Source organism: Micromonospora echinospora (assembly GCF_014203425.1).
Lineage (GTDB): Bacteria > Actinomycetota > Actinomycetes > Mycobacteriales > Micromonosporaceae > Micromonospora > Micromonospora echinospora_A.
In genome coordinates this window covers 6,776,712-6,797,722 of record NZ_JACHJC010000001.1, presented here as the reverse complement: position 1 = coordinate 6,797,722, position 21,011 = coordinate 6,776,712, and the positions used below count along the sequence as shown (strand labels likewise).

General features: G+C 74.1%; 20 protein-coding genes. 11 read left to right on the top strand and 9 right to left on the bottom strand.

Annotation, left to right across the window (positions count from 1 at the left end; all coding sequences use genetic code 11):
• Positions 1-15 precede the first annotated feature (15 nt).
• Both FHU28_RS33165 and FHU28_RS30605 read right to left on the bottom strand, forming a co-directional pair.
• Positions 16-1,683, bottom strand: coding sequence for an alpha/beta hydrolase (locus tag FHU28_RS33165; protein ID WP_311773679.1), 1,668 nt, complete (start codon positions 1,681-1,683; stop codon positions 16-18).
• Positions 1,680-1,982, bottom strand: coding sequence for a type VII secretion target (locus tag FHU28_RS30605; protein WP_311773678.1), 303 nt, complete (start codon positions 1,980-1,982; stop codon positions 1,680-1,682). Before FHU28_RS30605 ends, FHU28_RS33165 begins: the two co-directional genes overlap by 4 nt.
• A gap of 232 nt (positions 1,983-2,214) precedes the next feature.
• On the opposite strand from FHU28_RS30605, the gene FHU28_RS30600 reads away from it, so the two are divergent.
• The 4 genes from FHU28_RS30600 (at position 2,215) to tsaE (ending at position 6,449) form a co-directional block, all read left to right on the top strand.
• A complete protein-coding gene (locus FHU28_RS30600) occupies positions 2,215-3,684 on the top strand; it encodes an NAD(P)H-hydrate dehydratase (RefSeq protein ID WP_184688544.1) in 1,470 nt (489 codons plus the stop codon).
• An 85-nt stretch (positions 3,685-3,769) separates the two neighbouring features.
• Complete coding sequence (alr, locus tag FHU28_RS30595) at positions 3,770-4,888, top strand: alanine racemase (protein WP_184688542.1); 1,119 nt, start codon at positions 3,770-3,772, stop codon at positions 4,886-4,888.
• Positions 4,885-5,970, top strand: coding sequence for an alpha/beta fold hydrolase (locus tag FHU28_RS30590; RefSeq protein ID WP_184688540.1), 1,086 nt, complete (start codon positions 4,885-4,887; stop codon positions 5,968-5,970). The genes alr and FHU28_RS30590 overlap by 4 nt, the downstream gene beginning before the upstream one ends.
• Positions 5,967-6,449, top strand: a complete 483-nt coding sequence (gene tsaE, locus FHU28_RS30585; RefSeq protein WP_184688538.1) for a tRNA (adenosine(37)-N6)-threonylcarbamoyltransferase complex ATPase subunit type 1 TsaE — start codon at positions 5,967-5,969, stop codon at positions 6,447-6,449. The genes FHU28_RS30590 and tsaE overlap by 4 nt, the downstream gene beginning before the upstream one ends.
• Before the next feature lies 1 nt (position 6,450).
• Here the strand turns inward: tsaE and FHU28_RS30580 are convergent, their stop codons facing one another.
• Entirely contained in the window at positions 6,451-7,833 is a 1,383-nt protein-coding gene (locus tag FHU28_RS30580) for a lipase family protein (RefSeq protein ID WP_184688536.1), read from the bottom strand.
• Between the two features lie 182 nt (positions 7,834-8,015).
• On the opposite strand from FHU28_RS30580, the gene ung reads away from it, so the two are divergent.
• Positions 8,016-8,714, top strand: coding sequence for a uracil-DNA glycosylase (gene ung, locus FHU28_RS30575; protein ID WP_184688534.1), 699 nt, complete (start codon positions 8,016-8,018; stop codon positions 8,712-8,714).
• On the opposite strand, the gene FHU28_RS30570 is transcribed toward ung, so the two are convergent.
• A complete protein-coding gene (locus FHU28_RS30570) occupies positions 8,703-9,428 on the bottom strand; it encodes a helix-turn-helix domain-containing protein (protein WP_184688532.1) in 726 nt (241 codons plus the stop codon). The two genes, ung and FHU28_RS30570, sit on opposite strands and share 12 nt — an antisense overlap.
• Before the next feature lie 172 nt (positions 9,429-9,600).
• Between FHU28_RS30570 and tsaB the strand changes: the two genes are divergently transcribed.
• The 6 genes from tsaB to FHU28_RS30540 all read left to right on the top strand — a co-directional run bounded on the left by tsaB (position 9,601) and on the right by FHU28_RS30540 (position 15,564).
• Positions 9,601-10,278, top strand: coding sequence for a tRNA (adenosine(37)-N6)-threonylcarbamoyltransferase complex dimerization subunit type 1 TsaB (gene tsaB / locus FHU28_RS30565; protein WP_184688530.1), 678 nt, complete (start codon positions 9,601-9,603; stop codon positions 10,276-10,278).
• Positions 10,275-10,718: a ribosomal protein S18-alanine N-acetyltransferase gene (rimI, locus tag FHU28_RS30560; RefSeq protein WP_073828896.1), complete on the top strand. Its 444-nt coding sequence runs from the start codon at positions 10,275-10,277 to the stop codon at positions 10,716-10,718. Before tsaB ends, rimI begins: the two co-directional genes overlap by 4 nt.
• A 5-nt stretch (positions 10,719-10,723) precedes the next feature.
• Complete coding sequence (tsaD, locus tag FHU28_RS30555) at positions 10,724-11,770, top strand: tRNA (adenosine(37)-N6)-threonylcarbamoyltransferase complex transferase subunit TsaD (RefSeq protein ID WP_184688528.1); 1,047 nt, start codon at positions 10,724-10,726, stop codon at positions 11,768-11,770.
• Positions 11,771-11,787: 17 nt separating this feature from the next.
• On the top strand, positions 11,788-12,042 hold the full coding sequence (locus FHU28_RS30550) for a hypothetical protein (protein ID WP_030501549.1): 255 nt from the start codon (positions 11,788-11,790) through the stop codon (positions 12,040-12,042).
• A 70-nt stretch (positions 12,043-12,112) separates the two neighbouring features.
• Positions 12,113-13,819, top strand: a complete 1,707-nt coding sequence (locus FHU28_RS30545) for an ABC transporter ATP-binding protein (RefSeq protein ID WP_184688526.1) — start codon at positions 12,113-12,115, stop codon at positions 13,817-13,819.
• Positions 13,816-15,564 (top strand): ABC transporter ATP-binding protein, encoded by a 1,749-nt coding sequence (locus FHU28_RS30540; RefSeq protein ID WP_184688524.1) that lies wholly within the window; start codon positions 13,816-13,818, stop codon positions 15,562-15,564. The genes FHU28_RS30545 and FHU28_RS30540 overlap by 4 nt, the downstream gene beginning before the upstream one ends.
• A 53-nt stretch (positions 15,565-15,617) precedes the next feature.
• On the opposite strand, the gene FHU28_RS30535 is transcribed toward FHU28_RS30540, so the two are convergent.
• The 5 genes from FHU28_RS30535 to FHU28_RS30515 form a co-directional block, all read right to left on the bottom strand.
• Complete coding sequence (locus tag FHU28_RS30535) at positions 15,618-16,355, bottom strand: DUF4142 domain-containing protein (protein ID WP_184688522.1); 738 nt, start codon at positions 16,353-16,355, stop codon at positions 15,618-15,620.
• 87 nt (positions 16,356-16,442) lie between these two features.
• Positions 16,443-17,618 (bottom strand): ROK family protein, encoded by a 1,176-nt coding sequence (locus tag FHU28_RS30530; RefSeq protein WP_184690056.1) that lies wholly within the window; start codon positions 17,616-17,618, stop codon positions 16,443-16,445.
• A 31-nt stretch (positions 17,619-17,649) separates the two neighbouring features.
• Complete coding sequence (locus tag FHU28_RS30525; RefSeq protein WP_043328321.1) at positions 17,650-18,909, bottom strand: sugar ABC transporter permease; 1,260 nt, start codon at positions 18,907-18,909, stop codon at positions 17,650-17,652.
• A complete protein-coding gene (locus FHU28_RS30520; protein ID WP_184688520.1) occupies positions 18,906-19,718 on the bottom strand; it encodes an ATP-binding cassette domain-containing protein in 813 nt (270 codons plus the stop codon). The genes FHU28_RS30525 and FHU28_RS30520 overlap by 4 nt, the downstream gene beginning before the upstream one ends.
• Positions 19,719-19,820: 102 nt before the next feature.
• Positions 19,821-20,924, bottom strand: coding sequence for a sugar ABC transporter substrate-binding protein (locus tag FHU28_RS30515; protein WP_184688518.1), 1,104 nt, complete (start codon positions 20,922-20,924; stop codon positions 19,821-19,823).
• Between the last annotated feature and the right edge of the window lie 87 nt (positions 20,925-21,011).

The window sequence follows — 21,011 nt, the reverse complement described above, 5'->3', positions numbered from 1 at the left end:
ACGACCTCGGGCGGGTCATCGGCCCAGCACGATCCGGGCCATGCCGTCCAGCGCCGGGTTGTCCGGGTCCCAGTAGCCGGTGTGGCCGTGCGGGGCGCTCGGGAACCGCCGCCCGCCGAAACCCGGCGCGCTCGGATCGGCGCCGAACCAGAGCCGCTCGCCGTGCGGGTCGAGCACGGCGAGCGCCGGGCCGAGGGGCGTGCCGGCGAGCAGTGCGCGGCGGGCCAGTTCGTCCGGCGGACGCGCCAGCCGGATCACGTCGTCCGGCGCGGTCGACGACCAGACCTCACCGGCGGGCATCCGCAGCTCGGTGGCGTGGTCGACGCCGACGCCGGGCGAGCCGACGAAGACCAGCGCGTCCGCGCTCAGCCCGTGGTCCCGGGCGGCGGCGCCGACCACCAGTGAGCCGTAGCTGTGCCCGAGCACCGTCTGCCGGGCCGGCGAACCCTCGTGCGCGGCGCGCAGCCCTTCCTGGAAGCGGTGCAGGGCCGGCCCGGCGTCCTCGGCCTGCCTGGTGCCGGCCGCCTCGGTGAGGAAGTCGGGCGCGTCGTAGTCCAGCCAGAGCACCGCCGCCGCCTCCTCGCCCGGCCCCAGCGCCGCGCACCGCCGCAGCACCCGGGCGGCCCGGCCCAGCTCGTCCGGCGCGTCGGCAAGGTCCGAGGTCATGCCCGGGACGTAGGTCAGCACCGCGGCGGACCGGTCCGGGTTGCCGAGCGCCACCACCGCGCGCCCGTCGCCGCCCGGGTCCAGCCCCAGCAGGTACGCCCGCGGCAGCCCCGGCGCGGCGAGCCGCTCGCTGAGCCGGTCCAGCCCGCGCAGCGCCGCTTCGACGCCGGCCAGCCGGATCCGCCGGGACGCCTCCAGCGGTCCGGCCGGCAGCGGGTGCAGCAGCGCGTTGCGGCGCGCGAGCAGTTCCGTCCGCCGGTCGCCGAGCAGCAGCCGGTTGGCCTGGTCCCGGGCGGCGGCCGGCACGCCGTCGAGGCGGCCGATCCGATCCGGTTCCCGCCCGACCAGCCAGCGCCGCTCGGCCGCGCTCAGCCCGGCCCACCAGCGGCTCACCTCGGCCGGCCCGGCGCCGGGGCCCGGCCGCCACGCGGGCGGGACGCTGACCCAGCCGGTCACCGTGGCGGTGGTCAGCTCCGCCAGGCGGCGAACCGCCTCCCGGTCGGCGGCGCCGGCGAGCGTCAGCGCGCCCCGGATCCCGGCCCGCGCGTCGACCACCGCCGGACCGGCCTGGGACACCGGCCGGGCCGGATCGGGCCGCACCGCGCCGGAGCGGTCCACGAGCAGGCCGCCGGACTCGGCGCGGGCCACCTCGGCGCCGAGCCGGGCCTTTGCCGCGCCCAGCCGGGCGCCGAACTCGGCCAGCACCTGGTCGGCCTCGAACAGGGCGGGCAGCACGTCGGTGAGGTCGGTGCGCAGGTCGCCGATCCGCCGCTGTGCCGCGGCCGAGGCCGCGCCCGACCAGCCGGGCCGGAGCGCGCCGATCCGGGCGGTCAGCGCGTCGGCGCGACGGCGCACCGGCCCGGCGAGCCCTCGCCAGGCCACCCCGGCGGCGGACCAGGCGCCCGGATCGGCCCGCCAGAGCTGCGCGTAACCGACCGGGACGTCTGCAAGGCCGCCGGACCGCCCGGCGGGCCCTCCGGAGCCCGGCGCGGACCGCCCGGGAGCGCCGCCGCTCACCGGAGCACCCCGGTGAGGCGGCGCGCGGCGCGCTCGTCCACCGCCTCGTAGCCGTCCGCCCCGCGGCGCAACGCTCCGGCGGTGTCGGCCACCCGGGCGCCGAGCGTGCCGGACCAGCGCCGCACCGCCGACTCCAGGTCGGCTAGCGCCGCCCCGGCCCGCCAGCCGTCCGCCGCCGCCGCCACCAGCAGCGACTCCGCCGCCGCCCCCGGGCCCCGGGCCAGCCGGTACGCGTCGTCGGCCAACTCCCGCGCGACCGCGCGCAGCAGCTCCGGGTCGACGTCGAACGGTTTCTCCACCACGTGACCTCCCCAGGTCGCCCGACGCCACCCACCGGCCCGGACACCGGGACGCTAGGCCGCCCGGCGGTCCCACCGCGGACCCCTGTGGACAACGGCCGGGGTTTTCCACAGGGCGCTTCCGCCAGCCGGTCCCGGGCTCGTACCGTCGGTAGGGTGAGGCCGTGATCGGGACAGCCGCGGGCGGAAGCTGAAGCCGGCTGGGCCGGCGCGACGAACGGGACGGGGTGGCATGAGACCGGTATGGCGCGTCGCGGACGTTCGCGCGGCGGAAGCGGGCCTGATGGCCACCCTCCCGCCTGGGGCGTTGATGCACCGGGCCGCGGCAGGGCTGGCCCGCCGCTGCGCGCTGCTGCTCGGTGACCGGGGCGGGGTCTACGGCGCCCGGGTGCTGCTGCTGGTCGGCTCCGGCGACAACGGAGGCGACGCGCTCTTCGCGGGCGCGCACCTGGCCCGCCGGGGCGTGGCGGTGGCCGCGCTGCTGTTGAGCCCCGGGCGGGCGCACGCGGAGGGTCTGGCCGCTCTGCGTGCCGCCGGCGGGAGCGTCGTCGACCGGCCACCCGCCGGAGCCGACCTGGTGGTCGACGGCATCGTGGGCATCGGCGGCACGGGCGGGTTGCGGGACACGGCCGAGCAGCTCGCCGCGAGCCTGACCGGGCACCTCGGCAGGGACGGCAGGCGCGCCACCGTGGTGGCTGTCGACGTGCCCAGCGGTGTCGAGGTCGACACCGGCCACGTCCCGCTGACCGACGCCGGGCGGCCCCGCGCGGTCCGCGCCGACGTGACAGTGGCCTTCGGCGCGCTCAAGCCGGCGCTGGCCGTCGGGCCGGCCGCCGAGCTGGCCGGAGAGGTCGAGCTGGTCGACATCGGGCTGACGCCGTGGCTGCGCGGCACGCCGGCGCTCCAGGTGATCGAGCTGACGGACGTGGTCGACTGGTGGCCGGTGCTGGGCGCGTCGTCGGAGAAGTACAGCCGGGGTGTGGTCGGCGTGGCCACCGGCTCGGCCACCTACCCCGGCGCCGCGGTGCTCTCTGTCGCCGGGGCGCTCGCCGGCCCCACCGGCCTGGTCCGCTACGCCGGGAGCGCCAAGGGCGAGGTGCTGCACCAGCACCCGTCGGTGATCGCCACCGGCCGGGTCGCCGACGCGGGCCGGGTGCAGGCGTGGGTCTGCGGCTCCGGGCTCGGCACCGGCGAGGACTCCGCCGCCGAGCTGCGCGCGGTGCTCGCCGCGCCGGTGCCGGTGGTGCTCGACGCGGACGCGCTGACGCTGCTCGTGGACGGCAAGCTGGCCGGCCGGCTGCGTGGCCGGGACGCCCCGATCGTGGTGACGCCGCACGACCGTGAGTACGCCCGGCTCTGCGGCGAGATGCCGGGGGAGGACCGGGTCGCCGCCGCGCTGCGGCTGGCCGCCTGGATGAACGCGGTGGTGCTGCTCAAGGGCGCCCGGACGGTCATCGGCACGCCCGACGGCCGCGCGTACTCGAATCCGACCGGCACTCCGGCGTTGGCCACCGGCGGCACCGGCGACGTGCTGGCCGGGTTGCTCGGCTCGCTGCTCGCCGCCGGGCTGGCCCCGGAGCGGGCGGCCGGCGCCGCGGCGTACCTGCATGGGCTGGCCGGCCGGGAGGCGGCGCGCGGCGGTCCGGTGACCGCGCCCGACGTGGCCACGGCGTTGCGTCCGGTGCTGGCCCGGCTGGGCTGATCCGGGCCGCGACGACCGGTGGCGACGGGCACCGCCCGCACGACTCACGGCGCTGATGATCACTGACGGAAGTAGGCTGGGGAGCATGTGGCAGTCGGAGGTGCGCGTCGACCTGGACGCGATCCGGGAGAACGTGGCCCGGCTCAAGGCCGGCACCAGCGCCGAGCTGATGGCGGTGGTCAAGGGCGACGGGTACGGGCACGGCATGGTGCCGGCGGCCCGCGCGGCGCTCGACGCCGGTGCGGACCAGCTCGGCGTCTGCACGCTGGACGAGGCGCTGCGGCTGCGCGAGGAGGGCATCACCGCGCCGGTGCTGGCCTGGCTGCTCAGCCCTGGCCTGCCGTTGCACGACGGGATCACCGTCGGGGTCGACCTCGGCTGCGCCGGTCTCACCCAGCTCGACGAGATGATCGAGGCGAGCCGCCGGGCGGACCGCCCGGCCCGGCTGCACCTCAAGATCGACACCGGGCTGGCCCGGGGTGGCGCCACCGTCGCCGACTGGCCGGCGCTGCTGGAGGCCGCCGCGAAGGCCCAGGCCGACGGTCTGGTCGAGGTGGTCGGCGTGTGGAGCCACTTCGTGTACGCGGACTCGCCCGGCCACCCCACCACAGATCGGCAGCTCGCCGTCTTCCACGAAGGGCTGGAGATGGTGACGCGCGCCGGTCTGCGCCCCCGCTACCGCCACCTGGCCAACTCCGCCGCCACGCTCACCCGGCCGGACACTCATTTCGATCTGGTCCGGCCCGGCATCGCCGTCTACGGTCTGTCGCCGGTCGCGGGCGAACGGTTCGGCCTGCGCCCGGCGATGACCGCCCGCGCCCGGGTGATGCTGACCAAGCGGGTCGCGGCCGGGACGGGCGTCTCCTACGGGCACACCTACCTCACCGAGCAGGAGGCCAACCTCGCGGTGGTGCCGCTCGGCTACGCCGACGGGGTGCCCCGGCACGCCTCCAACACCGGCCCGGTGCATCTCGCCGGCAAGCGCCGGAACATCTCCGGCCGGGTCTGCATGGACCAGTTCGTGGTCGACTGCGGCGACGACGAGGTGGCCGCCGGTGACGTGGTGACGCTGTTCGGCGACGGCGCGGACGGCGGGCCCACGGCCGACGACTGGGCCGAGGCGGTCGGCACCATCAACTACGAGATCGTGACCCGTTTCGGCGGCGTGCGGGTGCCCCGCGTCTACGACGGCGAGCGCGCATGAGCGTCCGGTTGCCGCGACCGCGTACCGCCGCCGGAAAGGTCGCCGGCCTGGTCGGCGCGGCCGTCGGGGTGGCCGCCGCCGGGCTCGCGGCGGGCGTGGTCAGCGAGCGGGTGCTGGTCCGCCGGCTCAAGAACGACCCCACCGACCGCTACGCCGACGAGGTCTTCGGCGACCAGCGCTACGACCAGGCGTACCAGCTGGAGATGCCGGACGGCACCGACATCCACGTGGAGGTGGTCGAGCCGACGCGGCCGGTCGCCGGGCACCCGACGGTGGTGCTTGTGCACGGCTTCTGCCTGGACATGGGCACGTTCCACTTCCAGCGCAAGCGGCTCGTCGAGCGCGGCGACTACCGGGTGGTCGCGTACGACCAGCCGGGGCACGGCCGGTCCGGCCGGCTGGAGAGCGGCGAGTACGACCTGACCGCGCTGGGCCACACGCTGCGCCGGGTGCTGGACGAGGTGGCCCCGGACGGTCCGCTGGTGCTGGTCGGGCACTCGATGGGCGGCATGACGATCATGGCGCTGGCCGAGCTGTACCCGGAGATGTTCGGTGACCGCGTGGTCGGCACCGTGCTGATGGCCACCTCCGGGGGCCTCGCGGCGGAGACGAAGCTGGTGGCGCCCGCGCTGCTCGGCCGGGTCGGCGCGCCGGTGCTCTACATGATGAGCAACGCCACCCGGTACGGCGGCACCGTGATCGACAGGGCACGCCGGTCGACCTCGAACGTGGCCTGGCTGCTCACCCGGCGGTACGGCTTCGGCACCTCGACGCCGAGCCCGGCCCTGGTGTCGTACGTCGAGATGATGAACTCGCGCACCTCGGCCGACACGGTCACCCGCTACCTGCGCACGATCGCCACCCACTCCCGCTTCCCGGCGCTGGCCGCGCTGGCCGGCTCGCCGGTGCTGGTGATCGTGGGGGACAAGGACATGATCACGCCGGTGACGCACTCCGAGGAGATCGTCCGGCGGCTGCCGCACGCGGAGTTCGTGAAGATCCACGACAGCGGGCACGTGGTGATGCTGGAGCACGCCGACGACGTGAACGCGGCGCTGGAGAGGTTCCTGGAGTCGCTGTGACGGTGATCGTGGAGCTGAAGACCGTCGACGACACCCACGAGTTCGGGCGGCGGCTGGCCGGGGTGCTGCGCGCCGGTGACCTGCTGCTGCTCAGCGGCCCGCTCGGGGCCGGCAAGACCGCGCTGACCCAGGGCATCGGCGCCGGCCTGGGCGTACGCGGCGACATCACCTCACCCACCTTCGTCATCGCCCGGGTGCACCGGCCCGACCCGGATCGGGGCGGCCGGGTGACGCTCGTGCACGCCGACGCGTACCGCCTGGGTGAGGCCGCCGACCCGCGGGCGGAGATCGACGACCTCGACCTGGACGCCTCGGTGGACGATGCGGTCACCGTGGTGGAGTGGGGCGAGGGAATGGTCGAGCAACTGGTCGACGCGCACCTGCGGGTACGCATCGACCGCCGCGACGACGACACCCGGGCGGTCACGCTGGAGCCGGTGGGCGGGGACTGGGCCGCCCGGGTCGCCGAACTGTCCTGAGTCAGGGCTGAAGGGGCATCGTCCAGCAGTTGGAGTAGGCCGTCCGCCCGGCGAGCCGGTCGGTCAGCCAGGCCACCGCGTCGCCCTGGTCGGTGATGAGCGGCACCAGATGGTTGGTGAGGATCTTGTCCCCGAGGTTGGGCAGGCTGATCGCCTGGTAGGTCACGTTGCCGCCCGTGCGGCACCAGTCGACAGCCAGTTGGCGGGCCTGCCGGTGGGGCACGATGTCGTCCTGGATGCCGGTCGCCACACGTACCGGGCCGGTGGGCTTGAGCGTGCCGATGCGCTGCCGGTCGAGGACGGCCCGGGCCTCGGGCGAGGCGGCGATGACGGCGGTGAGGGACCGGCCGCCGGTGAACCACCTGGTGCTCTTCGTGAACCCGTACCGGAAGATCGCGTCGCCGACGCACATGGTCGAGGTGTCCTTCAGCGCGGCCCGGCCGGTGTCGTTGAGGGCGGCCTCGATGACGTCCCGCAGGGCCGGGTCGGACTGGGCGAAGCCGTTCAGCGACCACCCGAGCGCCCCCACCAGCGCGCTGCCGTCGATGCCGCCGATGACCGCGGTCAGGTCGGCGGGCGGCGCGCCGACGTAGGTTCCGGCGACCGGCACGTCGGGCGCGTAGGTGGACTGGAGTTCGGCGGCAGCAGCGCTGGCGCCCCCACCCTGGCTGTATCCGTACAGGCCGACGCGGGACGCCGCCGTGACCGACGCTCCGGGTACGGCGCGGGCGGCGCGGGCCGCGTCCAGCAGGGCGCGTCCCCCGTCGAGGCGGTTGACGTAGGTGTGCAGCCGGTCGGTCGCGCCCAGGCCGACGTAGTCGGTGACGACGACCGCCGCGCCGGTGGCGAGGAGGCGGTAGACGGCGAGGGCCTCGTAGCCGACCGACACCGTGTCGCCGGTGAGCGTCAGCGGATGTTGCAGGGCGAACGACGGCGCGCACTGGTCGCCCTGCCCCATGGTCCCCGAGGCGACGGCCACCAGGGGGCGCGGACCGGCGCCCCGCCACGTCGTCCACGGTTCGATGTAGGCGCCGGTCACCGCGACGGGCCCGCCGTTGGAGTCGGTGGACCGGTACATGAGCCGGGTGGCGGTGCCGGGCATCGGGCGGCCGTCGAGCCCGGGAATGCTCAGGCCGAGCGGCAGGGGCTCGGTGCGGATCAGCGTGCCGTTGGCGGCGGGCAGGTCGGCGGGCGGGTGGTAGAAGGCGGGAATGGTCACGCCGCGGGAGACCACGGGCGCGGCGCCGTCGGCGGACGCGGCTGTGCCGGATCCGGCCAGGTAGACGGCTGCCGCCGCGGCGACGGCCAGCATCCGGAGGCCTGACGTGCGGCGGGGGAAGAGGGCGGTGGAGGGCGTGCGGGGACGGGTGTTTCTCCTGCTCACGTGCACTCCTAGCGAGCATCGATGGTGGTGGATGCAAGCTAGCAGCGGCGGTGTGGCGTAAGTAACTTGCCAGTAGGTTACGCTCCGGTAACTTTTCCCGTCCAGTGCTCAGCGCTGCCGCAGCACGGGAGTGTCGGTTGCGGCTGGTATGAAGGTGGCGACCCGACGAGGAGAGGTTGCCGATGCCCGACGCCCCCACCCTGGACCTGCCGGCGCTGCTGCCGGAAGCCTGGCGTGCCGCCCTCACCCCCCACCTCGACCCGGCCCGCACCGCCGCGCTGGCCGAGTTCGTCACCGGGGAGTACGCGACCGCCACTGTCTTCCCGCCGCTGGAGGACCTGTTCTCCGCCTACCGGCAGTGCGGTCCCGCCGACACGAGGGTGCTCATCCTCGGGCAGGACCCGTACCACAAGGCGGGCCAGGCGCACGGGCTGAGCTTCAGCGTGCGCGAGGGGGTGGCGGTCCCGCCGTCGCTGCGCAACGTCTTCAAGGAGATGAGCGAGGACCTGGGCGTGCCGAAGCCGCGCAGCGGCAACCTCGACGGCTGGGCCGCGCAGGGCGTCCTGCTGCTCAACTCGGTGCTGACCGTCCGGCAGGCCACCCCCGGCTCGCACGCCAACCGGGGTTGGGAGGAGTTCACCGACGCCACCATCCGGGCGCTCGACGCGCTCGACCAGCGTGTGGTCTTCCTGCTCTGGGGCGGCTACGCGCGCAAGAAGGCGGCGCTCGTGACCAATCCGCAGCACGTGGTGCTGGAGGCCGGCCACCCGAGCCCGATGAACCCGCGCGGCTTCCTCGGCAGCCGCCCTTTCAGCGCGGCGAACAAGGCCCTGGCCGACGCAGGGCTGCCCCCCGTCGACTGGGAGCGCTCAGCCGGTTGACCCGTCCGGCGCCTCGCCCGCCGCGGCGAGGCGCCGACGGTGCCGGCGCAGCAGCTCGGCGGTGCGCCGGTCGGTCACCTCCACCTCGACCAGCGGCTCGACCGGGTACGTGCGCTCGCCGAGTCTGATCTCGATCGGCTCGGGCAGTTCATCGCACACCCGGGCCCGCAGCTCGCCGAAGCGGGTCCGCCAGCGGTGCTCGCCCGGTTCCTCGGGCTCCGGGTGGCCCCCGCCCCACTCCTGCCATCGGGCATCCCAGCGCTGCGCGCGGCCCCGCTCCAGGAACGCGGTGAACCGCGGGGAGTCCCGCCACCGCACCGCGATCTCGACCGCGTCCACCGGCAGCGGCGCGCCCTGCAACAGGGCCGCCGTGCCGCCCGCCAGCACGTACGGCAGGTCGCCGAGGGCGTCCATGATCGGATCCAGCCGGAGATGATCGATCCGCTCGGCCAGCGCGGTCCCGGCCATTTCGTCAAGCCCTGCGTCCAGGTGACTGTCCAGCGGCTCGACCTCGATCCGCAGTTGCCGACCGAGCGCGGCGAGCAGGCGTTCCGCAGTCGTCAGGCTGGGCAGCCGGTCGCCGCGCTCGATCCGGGCGACGGCGGCCTGGCTGAGCCCGGCCCGGACGGCCAGCGCCTGCTGGGTGAGCCCGGCCATTTCCCGTTCGTGGCGCAGGGTGCGGGCGATCTCCTGGACCAGGCGACTCTCCGTCATCTCCGGAGGATGACAACCCGCCGTCGAGCGATATACCTGTGAGTCATATTTATGACCGAGAGGTATATCGCTCTCAGGTCATCTCTTCCGTCGGGGACGCTACCCAACGTGACCGTGCGAGCGGCGAGGGCGTGCCAGGGATGGGCGGAGCGGACGGCTAGGCTGGCTTACCGTGCTCGTACTCGTGGTGGACTCCTCGACGCCCGCGGTGACCGCGGCGCTGGCCGAGGTCTCGGCGGACGGCGTCGCGATTCGTGCGTCCCGATGCACAGTCGACGCCCGCGCCCACGGCGAGCTGCTCGCGCCGCAGGTCGACGCCGTGCTCGCGGACGTCGGCGCGCGGCCCGCCGACCTGGCCGCGATCGTCGCCGGCCTCGGCCCGGGCCCGTTCACCGGGCTGCGGGTCGGGCTGGTCACCGCCGCCACCATGGGTCAGGTGCTGGGCGTCCCCACGTACGGTGTCTGCTCGCTGGACGGGCTCGGCCACCCGGCGGCCACCGGCGAGCCGGTGCTGGCCGCGAGCGACGCGCGGCGGCGGGAAATCTACTGGGCCGTCTACGACGGCGCCGGCCAGCGTCTGGCCGGGCCGGAGGTCGCCGCCCCGGCGGTGGTCGCGCAGCGGGCACGCGACCTGGCGGTCACCGTCGCGGTCGGCGACGGCGCGCACCGGTACGCCGACGTGCTCGGCCTGCCGGTGCGGGACGAGCCGCGCTACCCGGACCCGCTGGCGCTGGCGCGTCTCGCCGCGCCCCGGATCCGCGCGGGCGCGCCCGGCGAGACGCTCACCCCGCTCTACCTGCGTCGCCCCGACGCGGTCGCGGCCACCGGCCACAAGCCGGTCCTGCCATGAGGCTGGGCCGGTTCCGCTGGTGGCACGTCGAGGAGGTGCTGCCCATCGAGGCGGACCTGTTCGGCGCCGAGCAGTGGTCGGCGGGGATGTTCTGGAACGAACTCGCCAACGGCCACTTCTACCTGGCCGCCACCGACGACGACGGCGCCGTGCTCGGCTACGCCGGACTGGCCGTCTACCCGCCCGACGAGGCGTGGGTGCAGAACGTCGCGGTCCGCCGCGACGCCCAGCGCCGGGGCGTCGGCCGGCTGCTGCTGGAGGCGCTGCTCGCCGAGGCGGCCCGGCGCGGCGTCCGCAGCACGCTGCTGGAGGTCGCCGCGGACAACGCCCCGGCGCAGCGGCTCTACGCCGGCTACGGCTTCGAGCCGATCGGCGTACGACGCGGCTACTACCAACCGAGCAACACCGACGCGCTGGTCATGCAGCGCAACGAGGACTGACGAGCATGGCTGACGAACCCCTGGTCCTCGGCATCGAGACCTCCTGCGACGAGACCGGTGTGGGCATCGTGCGCGGGCACACGCTGCTCGCCGACGCGCTGGCCTCCAGCGTCGAGGAGCACGCCCGGTTCGGCGGCGTGGTGCCCGAGGTGGCCAGCCGCGCCCACCTGGAGGCGATCGTGCCGACCATGGACCGGGCGCTGCGCGAGGCGGGCGTCACCATCGCCGACATCGACGCGATCGCGGTGACCGCCGGGCCGGGGCTCGCGGGCGCGCTGCTCGTCGGGGTCGCCGCCGCCAAGGGGTACGCGGTGGCGGCGGAGAAACCGGTGTACGGGGTGAACCACCTCGCCGCGCACGTGGCCGTGGACACGCTCGAACACGGCCCGCTGCCCGAGCCCGCTATCGCGCTGCTGGTCTCCGGCGGCCACTCCTCACTGCTGCGCGTCGACGACCTGGCCCGCGACGTCGTACCGCTCGGCGCCACCATCGACGACGCGGCCGGGGAGGCGTTCGACAAGGTGGCGCGGCTGCTCGGGCTGCCGTTCCCCGGCGGACCGTACATCGACCGCGAGGCGCGTGCCGGTGACCCGGCGGCGATCGCCTTCCCGCGCGGGCTGACCGCCGCGAAGGACCTGGTCGGGCACCGCTACGACTTCTCGTTCTCGGGCCTGAAGACGGCGGTGGCCCGTTGGGTGGAGGCGCGGCAGCGGGCCGGTGAGCCGGTCCCGGTCGCCGACGTGGCCGCGTCCTTCCAGGAGGCGGTCTGCGACGTGCTGGTCGGCAAGGCGATCGACGCCTGCCGCACCAGCGGCATCGACGCGCTGGTGATCGGCGGCGGAGTGGCCGCCAACTCCCGGCTGCGGGCGATGGCCGAGCAGCGGGCCGGCAAGCACGGCATCCGGGTGCGTACGCCGCGGCCGAAGCTCTGCACGGACAACGGCGCGATGGTGGCCGCGCTCGGCTCGCACCTGGTCGCCGCGGGCGTCGCGCCGAGCCGGCTGGACCTGCCGGCCGACTCGGCGATGCCGCTGACAGTGGTCAGTGTGTGAGCGGGGAGGGAACCGACATGATCGTCCGGATGTGGGAGGCCAAGGCCGAGTCCTACGGCTTCGCCGACCTGATCACCTGGGTCTGCGAGACCGCGCTGCCCGAGTTCGAGCACGACCCGATGCACGTCTCCAGCGAGGTGTTCTCCTCCACCGACCACCGGCTGGTGGTCATCTCCAAGTGGCGGAACAACCCCCGGGAGCTGCCCGAGCCGCCGGCGCGCCTGATCGCCCGCCCGCCGCACAGCTGGGACTTCGCCCAGGTCGACCGCTGACGCGAGGCCCGTCACGACGGCCGGAATTGGCTGGCGTCCAAGTCGTCCCGGCACCTAGCGTCGGTGGGTCATGCGCTTCTCACCGGCCGGCGACCCCGGCACCCCCGACGCGCGGTCGGCCACCCGGTACCTGGTGTGGCTCGCCGGGCGGCACCCCTTCATCTTCGGCGCCGGTCTCGCGCTCGGCGTGATCTGGATGCTGGCCCAGGCGCTGGTGCCGGCTGTGCTCGGCCGCGCCGTGGAAGCCGGCCTGGCGCAACGCGACCCGGACGCGCTGGTGCGCTGGAGTCTGGCCCTGCTCGGGCTGGGTCTGGTGCAGGCCGTCGCCGGGATCCTGCGTCACCGCTGCGCGGTGCACAACTGGCTCGGCGCCGCCTACCGCACCGTGCAGGTCACCGTGGACGCCACCAACCGGCTCGGTGCCGCGCTGCCCCGGCGCGTCGCGGCCGGCGAGGTGGTGAGCATCGGCACCGCCGACATCGAGCACATCGGCAGCTCCATCGACATCACCGCCCGGGGCGTCGGCTCGGTGGTCGGCATCGTCACCGTCGCGGTGATCCTGCTCGGCGCCTCCCAGCCGCTCGGCCTCGTGGTGGTGTTCGGGGTGCCGCTGCTGATGGGGCTCGTCGCGTTGCTGATCCGCCCGCTGCACCGGCAGCAGGCCGCGTACCGGGAGTCGACCGGCCGGCTCACCGCCCGGGCTGCCGACATCGTCTCCGGCCTGCGCGTGCTGCGCGGAGTCGGCGGTGAGCCGATGCTGTCCGAGCGCTACCGGCAACGGTCGCAGGCGTTGCGCGCGGACGGGCTGCGGGTGGCCCGGGTCGAGTCGCTGCTGCAGGCCGCGCAGATCCTGCTGCCCGGTGTCTTCGTGGTGCTGGTGACCTGGCTGGGCGCCCGGTTCGCGCTGCGTGGCGAGATCAACGCCGGTGAGCTGGTCTCGTTCTACGGCTACACCGTGTTCCTGGTCAGCCCGCTACGCAACCTCACCGAGGCGGCCGACAAGCTGACCCGGGGACACGTCGCGGCCCGCCGGGTGGTCCGGCTGCTGCGGCTCGCGCCGGAGTTCACCGACCCGGCCACCCCGGTGCCGGTGCAGGCCGGCCCGGGCGAACTGGCGGACGTGCGTTCCGGACTCGTGCTGCGACCCGGCCGGCTCACCGCGCTGGCCGTAGCCACCCCGCAGGACGCCGTCGAGATCGCCGACCGGCTGGGCCGGTACGCCGACGGGGACGTCACGCTGCACGGCGTACCGCTGCGGGACGTGGCGCTGGCGACGGTGCGGGAGCGGATCCTGGTGGCCGACAACGACGCGCAGCTGTTCAGCGGCGTGCTGCGCACGGAGCTGGACCCGCACGACCGGGCCGGGCCCGGCGCCGTGGAGGCGGCGCTGGCCGCGGCGAGCGCCACCGACATCGTCGAGGCGCTGCCCGGCGGCCTGGACGGCGAGGTCGCCGAACGCGGCCGGGAGTTCTCCGGCGGGCAGCGGCAACGGCTGCGGCTGGCCCGCGCGCTCGTCGCCGACCCGGAGACGTTGATCCTGCTCGAGCCGACCAGCGCGGTGGACGCGCACACCGAGGCGCGCATCGCCGAACGGCTCGGCCCGGCCCGCCGGGGCCGCACCACGCTCGTCTGCACCACGAGCCCGCTGGTGCTCGGCCACGCCGACCACGTGGTCTTCGTGGAGGACGGCAAGGTCGTCGCCGAGGGCCGGCACGAGGAACTGCTCGCCGGTGAGCCGCGCTACGCCGCCACGGTGAGCCGGGAGGAGGAGCGATGAGCAACGCGCTGCCCGTCGCCGACGGCGCCCAGGTCCGCCGGTACGCGCGGGAGCTGGTCCGCCGCCACCCGCGGGGCCTGGCCGCCGCGCTCGGCCTGCACGCGCTCGCCGCGGGCGCCGGGCTCGTCGCACCGCGCCTGCTCGGTGACCTCGTGGAGGGGATCTCCCAGGGCATCGCCGCGACGACAGTGGACCGGGTCGTGGCGGCCATCGCCGTGTTCGTGGTGGTGCAGGCGGTGCTGGTCCGCTTCGCGCACCTGGCCTCGGCCCGGCTCGGTGAGCGGGTGCTCGCCGAGCTGCGGGAGGAGTTCGTCGACCGGGTGCTCGCGCTGCCGCTCGCCACTGTGGAGCGGGCCGGCACCGGCGACCTGCTCACGCGCACCTCGCGGGACGTCGCCGCGCTGTCCCGTACCGTCCGGTTCGCCGGACCGGAGACGCTGATCTCGGCGCTGACCGTGCTGCTCATCCTCGGCGCGCTGCTGCTGACCGGCCCGCTGCTGGCGCTGCCCAGCCTGCTGTCGGTGCCGGTGCTGTGGGCCGGCACGCGCTGGTACCTGCGCCGCGCGCCGCAGGGCTACCTGCGGGAGAACGCCGCCTACTCGGACATCACCGACGGGATCAGCGAGACGGTCGACGGGGCGCGGACCACCGAGGCGCTGCGTCAGGCGGCCCGCCGCCGGGCTCGCGGTGACGCCGACATCCGCCGGTCGTACGCCGCCGAGCGCTACACGCTCCACCTGCGGACCGTGTTCTGGCCGGTGGCCGAGTTCGGCTATCTGGTGCCGATGGTGGCGACGCTGCTCATCGGCGGCTGGTTCCACCTGAAGGGCTGGGTCAGCCTCGGCCAGGTCACCGCCGCCACGCTCTACGCCCAGCAGCTCACCGACCCGATCGAGCGGCTGCTCGGCTGGCTGGACGAGTTCCAGGTCGGCGGCGCCTCGCTGGCCAGGCTGCTCGGGGTGGCCGCCGAGCCGGACGAGCGCTCCCCGGCGCCCGCCGCGCCGGTCCGGGCGGGCGGCGAGGGCCGGCTCGCCGCGCACGACGTGCGGTACGCGTACCGCCCGGGACACGACGTGCTGCACGGCGTGACGCTGGAACCCCGGCCGGGGGAGCGGCTCGCGATGGTCGGCCCGTCCGGGGCGGGCAAGTCGACGCTGGGACGGCTGCTGGCCGGCGTGCACGCGCCGAACGCCGGCACGGTGACCGTGGACGGCCGCCCGCTGGCCGGGATGCCCCTGGCCGAGCTGCGTACCCATGTCGCGCTCGTCAGTCAGGAGCACCACGTGTTCATCGGCACGCTCGCCGACAACGTGGCGATGGTCCGGCCGGACGCCGATCCGGCACGGGTACGCGCTGCGCTCGCCGCCGTCGACGCGCTGGACTGGGCGCTGGCCCTGCCGGACGGGCTCGACACGCCGGTCGGCGCGGGCGGCCACCCACTCACCCCGGCGCAGGCGCAGCAGCTCGCGCTGGCCCGGCTGGTGCTCGCCGACCCGCACACGCTGGTGCTGGACGAGGCCACGTCGCTGATCGACCCGCGGGCGGCCCGGGCCCTGGAGCGGTCGCTGGCGGCGGTGCTGGACGGCCGTACCGTCATCGCCATCGCGCACCGGCTCTTCTCCGCGCACGACGCGGACCGCGTGGCGGTGGTCGCCGACGGGCGCATCACCGAGCTGGGTTCACACGACGAACTGGTCGCGGCCGGTGGCTCGTACGCCGCGCTGTGGCGGTCCTGGCACGGCTGAGAACGCGCGACGGGTCCCGGCGGACGTGCGCCGGGGCCCGCTCGACGGCCGGGTCACGAGCGGCGGGTCAGCCGCCAGGTGGCGTACCCGCCGGTGGCCAGCGCGATCAGGAACACCGCCCACACCAGTCCGGTGCCGACCTGGAGTCCACCACCGTTGCCCACGTTGGCCTGGGCCGCGGCGACGAGCGAGTCGCTCTGCGCCGGCGGCAGCGCGGCCGGCGGCAGCTGCTGCCACCGCACCAGCCCGGTGCTCTCCAGCATGGTCATGTGGTCGTTGACGAACTTGTTGGCGTCCTCGGCCAGCTTGCGCACGATCGGGTCGCGGGTGCTGGCCCGGACCGCGCCGATCACCGGGAAGATCTTGCCGTGGGCGACCCGCAGCCGGGTGACGAAGATCTGGTCGAACCGGGCGCCGTTGGCGTTCCGCATCTCGGTCAGCCACCCCTGCTGCTCGGCCGTCGGATCCGTCGGCAGGGTGGCGCCGAGCTTGTTGGCCGCCTCGACCACCAGCTGGTCCAGCTCCGCGTGCTGCTTGGCGATCTCCGCGCCGACCTCGCGTACCCGGGCGGACTGGCCCTTCTCGGCCGCCATCTGCCCGGCCGGCATCTCCCACAGCCCGGCCAGCCGTACCCCGTTGAGCAGCGTCATGTCGGCGGCGTTCATCTGCACGCCGGGGTTGGGCGCGGCCTGCGCCGTCCCGGGAACGACGCCGATCCCCGCGCCCAGCGCGGCGAGCAGCAGTACCACCCGGTGCGCCAGCTTGCGGCGTGCGGATTCCAGCGATGCCATGGTTGCGGTGCCTCCTCGGTCCGGACCGGTACGCGGGGTGTCGTGGACGGCCGCCCGTCCGCACACTGGTACGGATCACCGGGCCGATCAGTTCAGCGGATCGGCGAGGAGTCGTTCGAACGCCAGCTCGGCGGCGCCGATCAGCGCCGCGTCGTCGCCCAGCTTCGGGGTACGCAGCCGCACGTGCTCCAGGCACGCGGGCAGCCCGTTGGAGTTGAGCCGGCTGCGCACCTGCGCCGCGGCGGCCAGGTAGAGGTCACGCATGGTGCCGCCGAAGATGACCATCTCCGGGTTGAAGATGTTCACCAGGTTCGCGACGCCGAAGCCGAGCCAGTCGCCGGCCTGCCGTACCGCGGTCTGCGCGCGGGCGTCGCCGCGGTCGGCGGCGTCGAAGACGGCGAGCAGCGCGTCCCGGCCGCGCGCCTCGGACCGGCCTGCGGCGCGCAGCAGCCCGTGCTCGCCGATCTCGGTCTCCCAGCAGCCGCGCCGGCCGCAGTCGCAGCGCACGCCGTCGCGGACCACCACCATGTGGCCGACCTCGCCGCCGTAGCCGCCGTGCCCGGTCAGCCGCCGGCCCCCGGCGATGATGCCGGCGCCCACACCGACGTCGCCGTAGATGTAGATGACGTTGTCGCAGCCGACGGCCGCGCCGCGGGCGTGCTCGGCGTAGGCGGCCACGTCGGCCACGTTCCCCACCGTGATCGGTACGTCTATCCCCAGCTCGACGGCGAGCGCCGCACCGATCGGCTCGTCCACCCAGCCGGTGGTCGGGCTGAGCCGGACCAGCCCGTCGTCGCGGCGGACCATGCCGCACACCGCCACCCCGGCGCCCACGCAGATCGCGTCCGGCGGCACCAACTGGTGCATCTTCTTGACCGCCCCGGCGAGCAGCGGGGCGGCCTCCCCGGCGATCAGGTTGCGCGGCCGCTCCATCTCCCGGCGGTCGAGCACCTCACCGCCGAGCCCGACCCGCGCGGCCCGCAGCCGGTCCACCTCGACGCTGTACGCGTACGCGTAGACCCGTTCCGACTCGGGCCGGACGACGAGTGACGGTCGTCCGGCCCGGCCGGTCTCCTTCGGCGTCCCCTCGCTGACCAGACCGGCGCCGGTCAGGTCCGCTGTCAGCGCGCCGATGGTGCTGCGGTTGAGTCCGAGCGCGGTGGTCAGCTCGGCACGGGTGGTGGCCCCGTGAACGTGTACGTAGCGGAGCAATGCGCCCAGGTTCTGCCGACGGATCTCGTCCTGACTGGGGCCTGCGCGCATTGCCACTGCCATGGTGTTTCCGTGCCCCTGCTCAGCGGTTGCCGGTGGCGGCGGCCCGCCGACGCGACAGCGCGTCGATGGTCGCCGCGGCGAGCAGCACCACGCCGGTGACCACGTACTTGACGCCCGAGCTGTATCCCATCAGTCCCATACCGTTGTCGATGACCGCGACCACCGCGCCCCCGAGCACGGCGTCGAGGACCCGGCCCTTGCCGCCGAAGAGGCTGGTGCCGCCGATCACCGCCGCGCCGACGGCGTAGAGCAGTACGTTACTGCCACCGGTGTTGGGGTCGACCGAGTTGCCCCTGCTGGCAGCCACGATGCCACCGATGGCGGCCATCGAGGAGCAGATGACGAAGACGGAGATACGAATCCGGTCGACGTTGATGCCGGCCCGGCGGGCCGCCTCGGCGTTGCCGCCGACCGCGTAGATGTGCCGTCCGTAGCTGGTGCGCTGGAGCACGAACGTCCAGACGATCAGCAGCACCGCGATGATCGGCACCACGATCGGCACGCCCTTGAGCGAGGTGATCAGCACGTTGCGGCTGCGCTCCAGGTTGAGCACGTAGACCGCCACGCCGAGGATCACGGCCAGGCCGGCGATCCGCGCGCCGACCACCGTGAGCGGGTCGGTGAGCAGGCCACGGGCGGCCCGGTTGCGGTACCGGAGCAACTGCACTGCCGCGTACCCGGCGACGGCCACCGCGGCGAGCGCCCAGCCCAGCGCGGGGGAGAGGTTGCGGTTGGCGATCGCGACGAGCACGTCGTCGCGGATCGCGATGTTGGCGCCCTCGTCCATCAGCGTCAGCACGACACCCTGGAAGGCGAGGAACCCGGCGAGCGTCACCACGAAGGACGGGATCCCGACCTTGGCGACCAGCAGGCCCAGCACGGTGCCGATCACCAGACCGGTGACGACGGCGGCGAGCACCGCCACGTACCAGGGGTAGCCGAGCACTGTGACGACGTTGGCCAGGATCGCGGCACAGACGCCGCTGGCGAAGCCGGCGGAGAGGTCGATCTCGCCGAGCAGCAGGACGAAGACCAGGCCCATGGCGATGAGCGTGACCGCCGCGCCCTGGGTGAACAGGTTCGCCAGGTTGCCGGCGGTGAAGAACGACGGGCGGGCGATCGAGAAGCCCACCGCCAGCGCCACGAGCATCACCACCGCGGGGAGCGCGCCGATGTCGCCGCCGCGTACCCGGCGCCAGTAGTTGTTCACGTGGCTGTTCAGGGTCGGTGTCGGCGCGACGCCGGCCGGGCCTTCCTTCTTCACGACGATGGCGGTCATCGGATGGCTCCTGGGGTGCTGTCGGCGGGCGCGGCGCCGTTGCCGCCCGGCTCGCCGGTGAGGCCGAGGCTGCCGGATCGACCGGCGGTGATCAGCTCGACCACCTGCGAGTGGGTGATGTCGGTGGTCTTCACCTGGGCGACCATCTGGCCGAGGTAGAGCGCGGCGATCCGGTCGGAGACGGCGAAGACGTCGTTCATGTTGTGCGAGATGAGCACCACTGCGAGGCCGTTGTCGGCCAGCCGGCGCACCAGTTCCAGCACCTGGGCGGTCTGCGCGACGCCGAGCGCGGCGGTCGGCTCGTCCAGGATGACCAGCCGGCTGTTCCAGAGCACGGCCTTGGCGATGGCGACGGTCTGCCGCTGGCCGCCGGAGAGGCTTGCCACGTGCTGGCGCAGCGACTTCACGGTGCGCACGCTCAGGCCGGCGAGCGTCTCGGCGGCCATCTGCTCCATGGTCGGCTCGTCGAGCACGATGCCGCTGCGCTTCTCCCGGCCGAGGAACATGTTCTGCACGATGTCGAGGTTGTCGCAGAGCGCGAGGTCCTGGTAGACGACCTCGATGCCGAGCGCGGCGGCGTCGCGCGGGCTGTTGATGCTCACCGGCCGGCCGTCGAAGAGGAACTCACCGGCGTCGGTGGGGTGGATGCCGCTGATGCACTTGACCAGGGTCGACTTGCCGGCGCCGTTGTCGCCGACAAGCGCGGTCACCTCGCCGGGGTGCGCGGTGAGGGCGACGTCACGCAGCACCTGGACGGGACCGAAGCTCTTGTCGATCCCGCGTAGCTCCAGCAGGGGGGTTGCGGACACGGGGTTCTCCTTTGGGCGGAGGGAGGTCTCGGATCCCGTCCGGCGCGGGCGCCGCCCGGCACGGGTTCCCCGTGCCGGGCGGCGCCGCCTGAGGCGGGTGGGTCAGCTCACGCCGGCGTCGGTGCAGAGCTTCGCGAAGGCACCGGTGCAGAGCTCTTCCTTGGTGATGTAGGCGTCGGCCACCACGTCCTTGACGTTGTCCTTGTAGATGGCCTTGGGCTCCAGCAGCACGGCCGGCACGTCCCGGTTGCCCTCCGGGTCCTTGACCGTCTGGCCGGTGTCCTTCCGCTCACCCTTGGCGAGCGCGATGGCCAGATCGGCGGCGGCGTCCGCCTCCTTCTTGACCGCCTTGTAGACGGTCATGCACTGGTCACCGGCGAGGATGTTCTGCAGGCCCTCCTTGGTGGCGTCCTGACCGGTCACCGGGACCTTGCCGTTGAGCTTGTTCTTCTTCAGCACCGAGATGGCCGCGTTGCCGAGACCGTCGTTGGCGGCGAGCACGCCGTCGATCTTGCCGCCGGCCTTGGTCATCTGCTGCTCGAAGATCGTGGCGGCCTGCGCGTTGTCCCACGCCGGTACCGGGTCGTCGGCGACCTTGGTGTACTCCTTCGAGTCGAACTTCGGCTTGAGCACCGAGTCGTACCCGTTCTTGAACAGGGTGGCGTTGTTGTCCGTCGGCGAGCCGTTGAGGTACGAGATCGACGGGTTCTTGACGCCCTTGTCGGTCAGGCACTTGCTCAGGCCCTCGCCCTGGAGCTTGCCGACCGCCTCGTTGTCGAAGCTGACGTAGTACTGGGCGGAGCCGCCCAGGGTCAGCCGGTCGTAGTCGATGGTCGCCACGCCCTGCGACTTGGCCTTGTCGAGCACGGCCTTGCCGGTGCCGGAGTCCAGGTTGACGATCATCAGGACGTTGACGCCACTGGTGATCATCTGGTCGGCGATGGTCTGGAACGCGGTCTTGTCGTTCTGCGCGTTCTGGATGTCGGACTCGACGCCCGCCGCGTCGAACGCCGCCTTGAGGTACTTGCGGTCCGCGCCCTCCCAGCGGGCGGAGGACTTGCTGTCGGGCAGGATCACGCCGATCTTCGGCTTCTTGGCGTTGGAGCCGCCGGCCTCGTCGGAAGAACCGCCGTTGTCACCACAGGCGGCCATGCTGCCGGTCGCGAGGAGACCGACGGCCGCGAAGGTGAGGAAGCCCTTGCGCATGTGCAGGGTCCTTTCGGAGGTGGGGGAGTGGTGATGTTTTGTTGTGTCCGGCAACGTATTCCTCACCTCCCATGGGCCGCAAGACTG